13 protein-coding genes are annotated in these 12,741 nt (G+C 38.2%); 11 read left to right on the top strand and 2 right to left on the bottom strand.

Annotated elements, in window-relative coordinates:
- Window positions 1-158 precede the first annotated feature (158 nt).
- The 4 genes from IGL49_RS06910 to ybaK all read left to right on the top strand — a co-directional run bounded on the left by IGL49_RS06910 (window position 159) and on the right by ybaK (window position 5,123).
- Window positions 159-1,910 (top strand): ABC transporter ATP-binding protein, encoded by a 1,752-nt coding sequence (locus tag IGL49_RS06910; protein ID WP_104853997.1) that lies wholly within the window; start codon window positions 159-161, stop codon window positions 1,908-1,910.
- Window positions 1,910-3,694, top strand: coding sequence for an ABC transporter ATP-binding protein (locus IGL49_RS06905; RefSeq protein WP_104858159.1), 1,785 nt, complete (start codon window positions 1,910-1,912; stop codon window positions 3,692-3,694). The genes IGL49_RS06910 and IGL49_RS06905 overlap by 1 nt, the downstream gene beginning before the upstream one ends.
- 155 nt (window positions 3,695-3,849) lie before the next feature.
- Window positions 3,850-4,611 carry a type I 3-dehydroquinate dehydratase gene (gene aroD / locus IGL49_RS06900; protein WP_104853996.1) on the top strand — a complete coding sequence of 254 codons (762 nt, stop codon included), beginning with the start codon at window positions 3,850-3,852 and terminating at the stop codon, window positions 4,609-4,611.
- Window positions 4,608-5,123: a Cys-tRNA(Pro) deacylase gene (ybaK, locus tag IGL49_RS06895; protein WP_025187416.1), complete on the top strand. Its 516-nt coding sequence runs from the start codon at window positions 4,608-4,610 to the stop codon at window positions 5,121-5,123. Before aroD ends, ybaK begins: the two co-directional genes overlap by 4 nt.
- 127 nt (window positions 5,124-5,250) lie before the next feature.
- Here ybaK and IGL49_RS06890 read toward each other — a convergent pair whose 3' ends face one another.
- The gene (locus tag IGL49_RS06890) at window positions 5,251-5,658 is read right to left on the bottom strand and encodes a ribonuclease HI family protein (RefSeq protein WP_104853995.1); all 408 of its coding nucleotides are present in this window, start codon (window positions 5,656-5,658) and stop codon (window positions 5,251-5,253) included.
- Between the two features lie 100 nt (window positions 5,659-5,758).
- Here IGL49_RS06890 and IGL49_RS06885 point away from each other — a divergent pair, with 100 nt between their 5' ends.
- Window positions 5,759-6,220, top strand: coding sequence for an EbsA family protein (locus IGL49_RS06885; protein ID WP_104853994.1), 462 nt, complete (start codon window positions 5,759-5,761; stop codon window positions 6,218-6,220).
- Between the two features lie 104 nt (window positions 6,221-6,324).
- Here IGL49_RS06885 and IGL49_RS06880 read toward each other — a convergent pair whose 3' ends face one another.
- Complete coding sequence (locus tag IGL49_RS06880; protein ID WP_002357404.1) at window positions 6,325-6,531, bottom strand: cold-shock protein; 207 nt, start codon at window positions 6,529-6,531, stop codon at window positions 6,325-6,327.
- Between the two features lie 178 nt (window positions 6,532-6,709).
- Between IGL49_RS06880 and IGL49_RS06875 the strand changes: the two genes are divergently transcribed.
- From IGL49_RS06875 to IGL49_RS06850, 6 genes are all read left to right on the top strand, one after another.
- On the top strand, window positions 6,710-8,380 hold the full coding sequence (locus tag IGL49_RS06875; RefSeq protein WP_104853993.1) for a formate--tetrahydrofolate ligase: 1,671 nt from the start codon (window positions 6,710-6,712) through the stop codon (window positions 8,378-8,380).
- A 105-nt stretch (window positions 8,381-8,485) separates the two neighbouring features.
- The gene (locus IGL49_RS06870) at window positions 8,486-9,190 is read left to right on the top strand and encodes a CBS domain-containing protein (protein WP_104853992.1); all 705 of its coding nucleotides are present in this window, start codon (window positions 8,486-8,488) and stop codon (window positions 9,188-9,190) included.
- Window positions 9,191-9,195: 5 nt separating this feature from the next.
- Window positions 9,196-9,672: a signal peptidase II gene (gene lspA / locus IGL49_RS06865; RefSeq protein WP_164982859.1), complete on the top strand. Its 477-nt coding sequence runs from the start codon at window positions 9,196-9,198 to the stop codon at window positions 9,670-9,672.
- Window positions 9,659-10,564 carry an RluA family pseudouridine synthase gene (locus IGL49_RS06860; protein WP_104853990.1) on the top strand — a complete coding sequence of 302 codons (906 nt, stop codon included), beginning with the start codon at window positions 9,659-9,661 and terminating at the stop codon, window positions 10,562-10,564. Before lspA ends, IGL49_RS06860 begins: the two co-directional genes overlap by 14 nt.
- A 337-nt stretch (window positions 10,565-10,901) precedes the next feature.
- A complete protein-coding gene (pyrR, locus tag IGL49_RS06855) occupies window positions 10,902-11,441 on the top strand; it encodes a bifunctional pyr operon transcriptional regulator/uracil phosphoribosyltransferase PyrR (protein WP_301280621.1) in 540 nt (179 codons plus the stop codon).
- A 16-nt stretch (window positions 11,442-11,457) separates the two neighbouring features.
- Window positions 11,458-12,738, top strand: coding sequence for a solute carrier family 23 protein (locus IGL49_RS06850; RefSeq protein ID WP_002357410.1), 1,281 nt, complete (start codon window positions 11,458-11,460; stop codon window positions 12,736-12,738).
- The last annotated feature ends 3 nt before the right edge of the window (window positions 12,739-12,741 follow it).

Genomic DNA, 12,741 nt, shown 5'->3' with positions numbered 1-12,741 from the left:
GGCTGATTTTCAGTCCGTTTTTTTGTTGTTTTGCGGGAGAATAGGATAATCTAGGAGGAAAAGAGCGAGACGTTTAATCAAAAACAACAATAACGAAGAAACCTTCTAGCTCGAAAGTAGTCTTCGTAGAACAACAAAGTAAAAGGAGGGACAACTGAATGTCCATATTCAAAAAATTAGGCTGGTTTTTTAAGCAAGAGAAAAAAAGTTATATTATTGGGGTTTTCTCATTAATGATGGTCGCTCTTGTTCAATTAGTCCCGCCCAAAGTTATTGGCGTCGTTGTAGATGAAATCGTTAACAAAGAAATTCGCTTAACGAAAATTATCGTGTGGGTGGCACTCTTGATTGGTGCTGGGCTTGCCCAATATCTTTTTCGCTATATTTGGCGGATGCATATCTGGGGGAGTGCCGCTCGTTTGGAAAAAGAGCTACGGACTCAATTATTTCATCATTTCACAAAAATGGATAGCATCTTTTATCAGAAATATCGGACAGGTGACTTGATGGCGCATGCAACCAATGATTTAAATGCCATCCAAAATGTGGCTGGAGCCGGGATTTTAACGTTTGCCGACTCTGTGATTACGGGAGGCACAACGATTATCGCAATGGTTCTATTTGTCGATTGGCGCTTAACATTAATTGCTTTATTACCGCTGCCTTTATTAGCCGTCACCTCACGAGTTCTAGGTTCTAAGTTGCATGATGCCTTTCGAGATTCACAAGCCGCTTTTTCAGCGATTAATGATAAAACACAAGAAAGTATCACTGGAATTAAAGTCATTAAAACATTCGGGCAAGAAAAAGAAGATCTTGCTGATTTTACAGAGAAAATTGATGATGCTATCGTCAAAAATAAACGAACGAACTTTTTAGATGCACTGTTTGATCCGTTTATCACGCTGATTATTGGTGTTTCTTATGTTGTGACAATTATTATTGGTGGTCGTTTCATCATGCAAGGAACGATTAGTTTAGGTCAGTTGGTCTCTTTTATTGCCTATATTGGGATGCTAGTTTGGCCAATGTTTGCGATTGGGCGCTTATTTAATGTGTTGGAACGTGGGAATGCTAGTTACGATCGTGTGAACGAATTATTGCATGAAAAAACGCATATTATCGAACGAAAAGATGCTACCAAAACAATGGCGCAAGGGACAATTTCAATGAAGATTGCTTCTTTTTCTTATCCAAAAGAAGAGACGGTGGCATTGGAAAATATCCAATTTTCGTTGCAAGAAGGAGAAACCTTGGGGATTGTTGGTAAAACAGGCGCTGGTAAAACCACTATTTTGAAGTTGTTGATGCGTGAATATGACCAATACCAAGGAACGATTTCCTTTGGTAAACATAACATTAAAAATTACACATTGGATGCATTGATGGGGGCAATGGGGTATGTGCCACAGGACCATTTTCTCTTTTCCATGACGGTACGAGATAACATTCGTTTTGCTAAACCACACATGGAACAAGCAGCAGTTGAACAAGCGGCAGCATTAGCATTTATTAACCAAGAAATTAAAGCCTTTCCTGAAGGTTATGACACAATGGTTGGAGAACGTGGTGTCTCGCTTTCTGGAGGACAAAAACAACGGATTTCTATTGCGAGGGCCTTGATTGTTGAACCAGAATTGTTAATTTTAGACGATGCCTTATCTGCAGTCGATGCGAAAACGGAAGAAGCAATTTTATCAAATCTAAAAGAAACGCGCCAAGAAAAAACCACTATTATTACAGCGCATCGTTTAAGTAGTGTCATGCATGCAAAAGAAATCTTAGTGTTGGATGAAGGGAAAATTATTGAACGGGGGACACATCAAGAGTTACTGACTCAGAACGGTTGGTATCAGCGGATGTGGGAAAAACAGCAATTAGAAGCGAAAATTGAAGGGAGTGAGAGTTAATGGAAGAAAAGTATCAATCCGAATGGTCCAGAGAGTTACCGATGAAAGAACAATTAACGATTGTTCAGCGTTTGTTTCGTTTTGCCAAACCGTTTCGACGCATGTTTTACACAGCCATTCTCTTTGCATTTGGCTTATCAATTATCAATATTCTTTTGCCTAGAGTCATTCAAGTTTTTATGGATAATTATTTAACCCCTAAAACTGCTACAATGCAAGTGATTCTAACTTTTGCTGCTATTTATTTTTTTGGTGTCATTGTTAAAAGTATTGTTTGGTTTTTCCAATGGTATTTGTATTCGATGGCTTCTTTAAAAACGTATCAATATATACGAGTGAAATTATTTGAAAAATTACACACTTTAGGTATGCGTTATTTTGATCAAACACCGGCTGGTTCGACGGTGTCTCGTGTTACAAATGATACAGAAACATTGTTTGAATTCTGGTATGTATTCTTAATGGTGATTACAGGAATTTTTGCCGTAATCTCGTCATTTTTTGCAATGTTTCAACTCAGTCCAGAAATTTCATTTTATTGTCTAATTTTCTTGCCAATTTTATTAGTTGTGATTTGGTATTACCAAAAATTTAGTTCAAAATTATATCGCAGCATGCGGGAAAAATTAAGTCAATTAAACACCAAATTAAATGAATACATCTCTGGTATGCAAATCATTCAACAATTTCGCCAAGAAAAACGTTTGGAAAAAGAATTTGAAGAAACAAATGAGGATTATTTAAAAACACGAGTAGCAATGATTCGCATGAATTCGTTATTATTAAGTCCCATCATTAATTTGTTGTATACATTGGCGATTGCATTGGCCTTAACTATGTTTGGCATCGATGCTTTAGATTCTCCTGTTGAAGCGGGGATGATTTATGCTTTTGTAACGTATGTCCAAGCTTTTTTTAATCCGATGACGCAAATGATGGACTTCCTAAGTATCTTTACAGATGGGATTGTCGCAGGCAGCCGTATTTTAAAAATTATGGATACGGAAGAATTAACGCCGCAACAATCAGTAGGTGCGAATGGGGAAATTATTCGCGGGAAAATTGAATTTCGCAATGTTACTTTTTCTTATGACGGCAAAAACGAAGTATTGAAAAATATTAGCTTTGTTGCAAATCCCGGAGAAACCGTCGCTTTAGTCGGTCATACAGGAAGTGGTAAAAGTTCAATTATTAATGTACTCATGCGTTTCTATGAATTTTATGAAGGGCAGATTTTAATTGATGATCGTGATATTCGTGATTTTCCCATGACAGAATTACGAGAAAAGATGGGCTTGGTATTACAGGACGCTTTCATGTTTTATGGAGATATTGCTGGAAATATCCGTTTACTGAATCCCAATATTACAGATGAGCAAATCAAACAGGCTGCGGAATTTGTTCAGGCGGATAAATTTATTCACACGTTACCCAATACCTATCATGCGAAAGTCATTGAACGAGGAGCGAGTTATTCTAGCGGACAACGTCAATTAATTTCGTTTGCGCGAACGATTGTGACTGATCCCAAAATTTTAGTTTTAGATGAAGCAACCGCTAATATTGATACAGAAACAGAAGGGTTGATTCAAGAAGGATTAGCCAAAATGCGTCAAGGGAGAACGACAATTGCGATTGCACATCGCCTTTCGACAATTCGTGATGCAAACTTGATTTTAGTTTTAGACAAAGGACAGATTGTAGAACGAGGAACGCACGAAACGCTATTGGCTGAAGGTGGTCTTTATGCGGATATGTATCAGTTACAAAGTACGGAAGTTTAATGTAACAACTGAAAAAGTTAAATAACCCAAACAAAGGCATTTAGTGTTAGGAAATTCCTAATTCTAGGTGTCTTTGTAGCTCTTTAAATTGCAAAAAAGAAGAGAAATGGTATGATATGAAGAGAGAAAAATAAACGAGGAAGTTAGGTGGAACTGTGAAGCCAGTTATAGTCAAACATGTGCGAATAGGTGAAGGCAATCCCAAAATTGTGGTGCCCATTGTTGCTCGAACAGCCGAGGATATTTTGGCCGAAGCAACGGCGAGCCAAACACTAGATTGTGATTTGGTGGAATGGCGTTTAGACTATTATGAAAATGTCGCTGATTTTTCCGATGTATGTAATCTTTCACAACAAGTAATGGAACGGTTGGGGCAAAAACCGTTATTGTTAACTTTTCGTACACAAAAAGAAGGCGGCGAAATGGCTTTTTCCGAGGAAAATTATTTTGCTTTGTATCATGAATTAGTGAAAAAGGGTGCGTTGGATTTATTGGATATTGAATTATTTGCGAATCCGCTGGCGGCAGATACGTTAATTCACGAAGCTAAAAAGGCGGGGATTAAAATTGTTCTCTGTAATCACGACTTTCAGAAAACACCGTCGCAAGAGGAGATTGTCGCGCGGTTACGCCAAATGCAAATGCGTCAGGCGGATATTTGTAAAATAGCTGTGATGCCACAAGATGCGACAGATGTACTTACGTTACTTTCAGCAACCAATGAAATGTACACCCATTATGCATCCGTTCCAATCGTTACTATGTCAATGGGACAGTTAGGGATGATTAGTCGCATAACAGGTCAACTGTTCGGATCGGCACTAACTTTTGGCTCAGCCCAGCAAGCGTCTGCACCAGGCCAACTATCCGTACAAGTATTAAGAAATTATTTAAAGACATTCGAACAAAACAAGTGATTCAGAAGGTGAAAGAAGTGGCAAAGAAAAAAACACAACAAAAAACGAATGCGATGCGCATGGTGGAACAACATAAAGTACCATATAAAGAATATGAATTCGCTTGGAGCGAAGATCATTTAAGTGCAGAAAGTGTCGCTGAAAGTTTAGGTATTGAAAAAGGACGAATTTTTAAAACCTTGGTTACAGTAGGTAATAAAACAGGTCCAGTCGTGGCTGTCATTCCTGGTAATCAAGAATTAGATTTGAAAAAATTAGCGAAAGCTAGTGGCAACAAAAAGGTAGAAATGCTTCACTTAAAAGATTTAGAAGCAACCACAGGCTATATTCGTGGGGGCTGTTCACCAATTGGGATGAAAAAGCAATTTCCCACCTATTTGGCTGAAGAAGCTCAACAATATTCTGCAATTATTGTTTCTGCAGGCAAACGTGGCATGCAAATTGAATTAGCGCCTGAAGCAATCCTTTCGCTAACCAATGGACAATTTGCGGGAATAACGACAGAAGAATAAGTGGTTATAAGAAGAGGTTGAGACAGAACCGTTTATCTGTTTTTAAGCGTGGAGCAAAAAACACTAGGGATTTTTGCTCCACGCTTAACTATCAAATTAATAAAGGAAAAACATTAACTAATCTGTGCTACTTTTTATTGGGATAAAATTTTTGTAATGCTTGCCGTGCAAGCATATCGGCTGCTTTGTTTTGACTTTCAGGTAGCCATTTGATTAAGAGCAAAGGAAAATTCTTTTCTAGTTGTTGATATTCTGCTAAATAAGGCTGGTACTTTTCATTTTTAGCATAGTTTTTTTCAATGGTTTGGACAACAATTTTACTATCTGAGTGGAGAAGAACTGTTTGTTGATTGTCTTCATTGGCAATCGCTTGTTTTAAAGCTTCCATCAGCACTTTAAATTCGGCTTCGTGATTACTAACAATGCCTAAAGGCACATGCAATTGTTGCCGCGATTGGTCAGTAAGGTAAACGATACCGCCGCCAGATTCACCTGGATTGCCTTTTGTTGCAGCATCTACATAAATTCTTAACATAAAATTACTCCTAATTTCTTTTTGTTCTTAAAAAAAGTATGTTACTATTATAACATATTTAAATTTAGTGGCGTTGATCCAGAAGTAGTGAGGGCACTTTATGAAAAAACAGAAATTCTATTGGCAGCCAGAATTAGCATCCGCAATTATTTACTGGTCTTGCACATTTTGTATATTATTTATTAGTTTAATTTTAGCATTGGAAAATAATGGTCCTTACTTGATTAGTAATCTGGTGATGGTTCCATTTTTTGTGTTTGCTTATCTAGGAATTGCGCGGTCTTTTAACATGACAGAAACATCTTTAATTGTCAGAGATGTTTTATGGTTTCGTAAAAAAGCACTTCCGCTTTCTCAGATAGAAAAAGTAACCTACAATGAAAAAAGCATCGAAATTTTTTCCTCAGAATTTAAGGAAGGCTCAAAAGTCTTTTTAATGAAAAAGAAAACGATTCCGTTATTTCTTGAGGCGCTTAAGGTAAAAAAGCCTGAATTGAAGGTAGCAGAAGATCATTCTTTGGGCCTTCATAAAAAAGAAGAAAAAAAAAAGAGTGAGTCATAAGTCGAAACGACTGGTGACCCACTCTCAAAATCTTAAAATAATCAGCTGAAACAAACGCTACGTTTACTTGCTTTTTGAAGTTAAGCGCTGTTGGTTCAGCTTTTTTAGTTATCTATTTTTTTGACATGTGCTGCTTGTAGCCCGCGATTGCCTTCCATTATCTCGAACTCTACAGATTGATTCTCATCAAGTGATTTGAATCCGTCACCTTCTATAGCAGTGAAGTGGACAAAAATCTCATCTTCTTCGTTGTAAACGATAAAACCATAACCTTTTCTGTTATCGAACCATTTGACAATTCCTTTTTGCATCCAATTCACGCTCCTTTTAGATTTGTAAAGACACTTTCATTATACGAGAAAAGGCTACCAAACGTCAATGGTTGGGTCGTTTAAAAAAGGTTATTCTAGCCATTCTATTCAATACAAGCTATAATTTAAAAGAAACAATGTGTCACAAAGACGATAAAGAATTGAAAAGGGGTCCGTTATGAAGACAGATATTAACATTGCACAAGCAGCAACATTAAAACCTATTCAAGAGATTGCCGAAACAATCGGTCTTTCAGAAGATTCGCTAGAACTTTATGGAAAATACAAAGCGAAAATAGATTTTCCAACGCTTCAATCCCTAGAAGCGAAGCCAGAAGGTAAATTAATCCTCGTTACGTCGATTAATCCAACACCAGCAGGAGAAGGAAAGTCAACCGTGACTATTGGTTTAGGAGATGCATTAAATCAAATTAATAAAAAAACAGTTATTGCCCTAAGAGAACCATCATTAGGTCCTGTGATGGGGATTAAAGGTGGCGCAACAGGTGGCGGGTACGCACAAGTATTGCCAATGGAAGAAATCAATTTGCATTTTACTGGTGATATGCATGCGATTACGACAGCTAATAATGCCTTAGCTGCGTTACTAGATAATCATTTACAGCAAGGAAATGAATTAAAGATTGATTCTCGGCGGGTGATTTGGAAACGCGCAGTGGATTTAAATGATCGTGCGCTCAGACAGGTCGTTGTTGGTTTAGGGGGTCCTTTCCAAGGTGTACCAAGGGAAGACGGTTTCGATATTACTGTGGCGAGCGAAATTATGGCGATTCTTTGTTTAGCGCAAAATTTAACGGACTTAAAAGAACGCTTAAGTCGGATTATTGTCGCCTATAATGACCAAAAAGAGCCGGTGACGGTTAAAGATTTAAACGTAGCAGGTGCGCTGACGTTATTATTAAAAGACGCCTTAAAACCTAATTTAGTTCAAACGATTGAAGGAACTCCAGCTTTTGTTCATGGTGGTCCTTTTGCCAATATCGCTCATGGGTGTAACAGTATTTTAGCGACAAAAACAGCTTTGCATCTGGGGGACTATGTCGTAACAGAAGCGGGTTTTGGTGGTGACTTAGGTGGCGAAAAATTTTTAGATATTAAAGTCCCTTCTTTAGGAAAAGCACCAGATGTCGTTGTGATTGTGGCAACGATTCGCGCGTTGAAAATGCATGGCGGTTTGGCAAAAGATCAGTTAGCGCAAGAAAACTTACCAGCGTTACAAAAAGGCTTTGCCAACTTAGAAAAACATATTCAAAACATGCAACGTTATGATGTACCAGTAGTCGTTGCGATCAACGAGTTTACGCAGGATACAGAGAAGGAAATTCAACTGTTGAAAGAAGCCTGCCAAGCGTTAGGCGTGCCAGTCGAGTTAACAAGTGTTTGGGCGCAAGGTGGTGCAGGTGGTACGAATCTAGCAAAAACAGTAGTAGCAGAGATTGAAGCCAATACAAAGCAGTTTCAACCTTTATATAATCCTCGCCAAACAATTGAAGAAAAAATTCAAGCCATTGTACAAACGATTTACGGCGGAGAACAGGCAATTTTTTCTCCGAAAGCCCAAAAACAAATTGCAGACTTTACAAAAAATGGTTGGGATCAATTACCAATTTGCATGGCGAAGACACAGTATTCGCTTTCTGATGATCCTCAAAAATTAGGACGGCCAGAAGGATTTACGATTACGATTCGTGAACTAGTTCCAAAAATCGGTGCAGGGTTTATCGTGGCGTTAACGGGTGACATTTTAACGATGCCTGGCTTGCCGAAAGTTCCTGCTGCGTTAAATATGGATGTGGACGAAACGGGGCAAGCGAGCGGTCTCTTTTAAAGCCGCTCTTTCCTGAGACCTATTTTTAGTATATACTTGAAAGTAGCTCAATAAAAAAATAATGACGGAAATTTATTGCGTAGTTTATTATAAGGAGCAACGACTATGGGGGAACGAGCAGATACATTTATCGCACACTTTAATCGCATTGAAAAGTGGATGAGAGAGAGACTGAACAATCCTGTCAACATGGGATTCAGTGAAATGACAAGACGTCTTTCCCGAAAAGAAAAGGGACAGATTGCTCAATTTGAAGAGGATTTGCTTCAAATGGCTCAGTTAAGAAATGCCATCGTTCATGAGCGAATTGCTGATGATTTTGTCATTGCAGAGCCGAACGAATGGGCGGTTCAACGAATTGCAACGATTGAACAAGCTTTAACAAAACCAGAAAAAGTAGTGCCTAAATTTGCGAAACGTGTTACAGCTTTTGAAATCACCACATCTTTAGAAACGTTATTGACGATTATTGCAAAAAAACAATATTCTCAATTTCCAATTTATGAAAAAGGTGTATTTAAAGGATTAATCACGGTTCGAGGGATTGGTGTATGGTTTGCCATTGAGAGCACCAAAGGAGAAGTTCACATTGCCAACCGAACGGTGCGAGAATTGTTGGCATCAAATTATAAACGTAGCAACTATCAATTTGTTTCAATTGAAGCAACCGTCTTTGAAGTTGAACAAATGTTTCGGGAGCAGCCACGCTTGGAAGCCGTGCTTATTAGTAAAAGTGGCCATCCTAATGGTGAGTTAGTAGGCATTGTTCGACCAAGAGATTTAGCAAGTATTCATAGAGAAAAGGAATGACGCGATTGTTAGTAGTATATTTTTTAATCAGTGCCTTATTAGTAGGACTTGACCAATGGAGCAAATATTTGACGGTCCAAAACATTTCTTTGGGTGAAACGAAAGAATTCATTCCTGGATTTTTGTCGCTGACCCATTTAAGAAATACCGGAGCTGCTTGGAGCTTGTTAGAAGGGAAAATGATTTTCTTTTATGTCATCACAGTAATTGTTAGTGTCGTGATTATTTATTTATTAATTAAGAATTATAAAAAAAGTGTCTGGTATTCAGTAGGTTTATCTTTTGTCTTAGCAGGCGCCATTGGGAATTTTATTGATCGTTTACGCTTAGGCTACGTGGTGGACATGTTCCAAACGGATTTTATGAATTTTCCTATTTTTAACGTTGCAGATAGTACGTTAGTGGTCGGCGTTATTTGTATATTTATTTATTTGATTTTAGATGAAAAAGCAGCAAAGGAAGGCAAAAATGGAACAAATTAACGTAACGATTCAAACAGAAAAAGGCCGGATTGACAAAGTATTAAGTGAACATTTATCCAATCATTCCCGCTCGCAAATTCAACAATGGTTAAAAGAAAAACACGTAACAGTTAACGGTGAAACGGTCCGCGCCAATTACAAAGTTACAGCAGGCGACGAAATTGTGGTAACAATTCCTGAACCAGAAGTTTTAGATATGGTAGCAGAGGATATTCCTTTGACCATTGTTTATGAAGACAATGATGTGATTGTCGTCAACAAACCTCAAGGCATGGTTGTTCATCCTTCGGCAGGTCATCCTAATGGTACATTAGTGAACGCGTTACTTCATCATGCGGATCACTTATCGGCGATTAATGATGTGGTGCGACCGGGAATTGTTCATCGAATTGATAAAGATACTTCTGGGCTATTGATGGTGGCTAAAAATGATCAAGCCCATGAATCATTAGCTAAGCAGCTAAAAGAAAAAACATCGTTACGTAAATACGTTGCCTTGGTCCACGGTGTTATTCCTCACGATAAGGGAGAAATAAATGCGCCTATCGGTCGTTCCAAGATTGACCGAAAAATGCAAGCGGTCATTGAAGGCGGTAAAGAAGCAGTCACGCATTTTACTGTTTTAGAGCGCTTTGATGCATTTACCTTAGTTGAATTACAACTGGAAACAGGCCGGACACATCAAATCCGTGTTCACATGAAATATATCGGTTATCCATTAGCTGGAGATCCGTTATATGGACCGAGAAAAACATTACCTGGCAATGGGCAATTTTTACATGCGAAGTTATTAGGCTTTACACATCCTACGACAGGTGAACAATTAGTCTTTGAGGCACCTTTACCAGAAGTTTTTGAAAAAACTTTACGCCAATTAAGAAATAATCATTGATTTTTATCTGAAGAAGAGGTAAACTCTTTTTTAAGAAGAAAAATAACTAAATAACTGTAACCTTTAAGTTTAGTCCCGTGAGGCTAAGAAGGAATCATGCAAAAGAACACTAGGTGCGCTTAGTTAGTAAGTTGTGTGGGCTACATGGTACCCTTGTACCTTTTTAAACTGTAACCGACATCCTCCTATCCTCATACGGGTAGGAGGATTTTTTGTTGAAAAAAATAACAGGACAATTTCAATAAAAAGCCACTTATTTTTCAGCTGCTCAATTGAAGGAAGAATCGCTGACCCCAAGACAGCGAGGACGTAGATAAAAAAGAATGAGGAGGAAATTATTATGCCAAAGAAAGAAGTTGTTGACGCAGTCACAATGAAACGAGCGCTTACTCGAATCTCGTATGAAATTATTGAAAGAAACAAAGGAATCCAAGACATTGTTTTAGTAGGAATTAAAACACGTGGAATATACATTGCACAACGTCTAGCCGAACGCTTAAAACAATTAGAAGATATTGACGTGCCAGTTGGAGAATTAGATATTACTTTGTATCGTGATGATGTGAAAGATATGGAGGAACCCGAATTACATTCTTCTGACGTACCAGTCTCAATTGAAGGTAAAGAAGTTATTTTAGTAGATGATGTCTTGTATACGGGCCGGACCATTCGTGCTGCGATGGACGCTGTTATGGATTTAGGTCGTCCGAGAAAAATCTCTTTAGCAGTCTTAGTAGATCGTGGGCATCGGGAACTACCGATTCGTGCCGATTATGTAGGAAAAAATATTCCAACATCAAAAACTGAGGAAATTATTGTGGAAATGGAAGAGCGTGACGGCGCAGATCGTATTATGATCAGTAAAGGAAACGAATAAAAAGGAGTGAACAACGTTGTCAGAAAAAGAATTTCGAAATGAGGATGCAGTCTTAGATATTAAAGATAGACCGCAAGCTTTTCACTGGGTTGGCCTAAGTTTACAACATTTATTTACGATGTTTGGTGCAACGGTTTTAGTACCAATCTTAGTGGGAATTGACCCGGGGATTGCGTTAGTCAGTTCAGGATTAGGAACAATGGTCTATCTGATTACTACAAAAGGAAAAATCCCCGCCTATCTTGGCAGTAGCTTTGCTTTTATTGCAGCGATGCAGATGCTAATGAAGAGTGATGGATATCCAGCCATTGCCCAAGGTGCTATGACAACCGGCTTGGTATACCTAATCGTTTCATTAATCATTAAAAAAATTGGTTCTGACTGGTTGGATAAAATTTTACCGCCTATCGTTGTAGGGCCTGTCGTGATGGTTATCGGTTTAGGCTTGGCAGCTAATGCCGCAAATAACGCAATGTATAACAACAACGTTTATGATTTTAAATATATTGCCGTAGCCTTAATTACTTTAGGCTTAACCATTTTTTACAACATGTTTTTCAAAGGCTTCCTAGGATTAATTCCAATTCTTTTGGGAATTGTTAGTGGGTACCTGGTTGCTTTAGCTTTTGGAATTATTGATTTAACCCCTATTAAAGAAGCTGCTTGGTTTGCTTTACCGAATTTTGAAGTACCTTTTGTTCAATATGAACCGAAATTGTATTTAAATGCCATTACAACAATGGCACCAATTGCTTTTGTAACAATGACAGAACATATTGGTCATTTAATGGTCTTGAATAAATTAACCAAGCGCAACTTTTTCCAAGACCCAGGCTTATCTAAAACTTTAATGGGAGATGGCTTAGCGCAAATTGTTGCAGGTTTTGTTGGTGGACCGCCAGTTACAAGTTATGGTGAAAATATCGGCGTGCTGGCAATTACAAGAGTGCACAGTGTCTTCGTGATTGGTGGAGCCGCGGTGTTCGCTGTAGCTTTAGGCTTTGTTGGAAAATTAAGTGCCTTGATTCTAAGTATCCCAGGACCAGTTATTTCAGGAATTAGTTTCGTCTTGTTCGGTGTGATTGCCGCAAGTGGTTTGAAAATCTTAATCGATAATAAGATTAATTTTGATAAGAAAAAGAATTTATTGATTGCTTCAGTAATTTTAGTCATCGGCATTGGTGGCTTAGTCTTCAAAGTAGGAACCTTTGAATTGTCTTCAATGGCATTAGCAACCGTCTTAGGAATTGTTTTGAATTTAATTTTACCGGAAAACGCACGTAGCGAAGAACAGTAGGAG

The sequence above is a fragment of the Enterococcus sp. DIV1337a genome (assembly GCF_051712285.1).
Lineage (GTDB): Bacteria > Bacillota > Bacilli > Lactobacillales > Enterococcaceae > Enterococcus > Enterococcus faecalis.
Note: the sequence above shows the minus strand (reverse complement) of the source record. Positions and strands in the feature narration are given on the sequence as shown.

Excerpts from the sequence above, each read along its gene's own strand:
- IGL49_RS06890 (WP_104853995.1), bottom strand. The coding sequence starts at position 5,658 with ATGTTAAGAATTTATGTAGATGCTGCAACAAAAGGCAATCCAGGTGAA.
- IGL49_RS06870 (WP_104853992.1), top strand. The coding sequence starts at position 8,486 with ATGGGGGAACGAGCAGATACATTTATCGCACACTTTAATCGCATTGAA.
- IGL49_RS06860 (WP_104853990.1), top strand. The coding sequence starts at position 9,659 with ATGGAACAAATTAACGTAACGATTCAAACAGAAAAAGGCCGGATTGAC.
- IGL49_RS06905 (WP_104858159.1), top strand. The coding sequence starts at position 1,910 with ATGGAAGAAAAGTATCAATCCGAATGGTCCAGAGAGTTACCGATGAAA.
- IGL49_RS06875 (WP_104853993.1), top strand. The coding sequence starts at position 6,710 with ATGAAGACAGATATTAACATTGCACAAGCAGCAACATTAAAACCTATT.
- IGL49_RS06880 (WP_002357404.1), bottom strand. The coding sequence starts at position 6,531 with ATGCAAAAAGGAATTGTCAAATGGTTCGATAACAGAAAAGGTTATGGT.
- IGL49_RS06885 (WP_104853994.1), top strand. The coding sequence starts at position 5,759 with ATGAAAAAACAGAAATTCTATTGGCAGCCAGAATTAGCATCCGCAATT.
- IGL49_RS06910 (WP_104853997.1), top strand. The coding sequence starts at position 159 with ATGTCCATATTCAAAAAATTAGGCTGGTTTTTTAAGCAAGAGAAAAAA.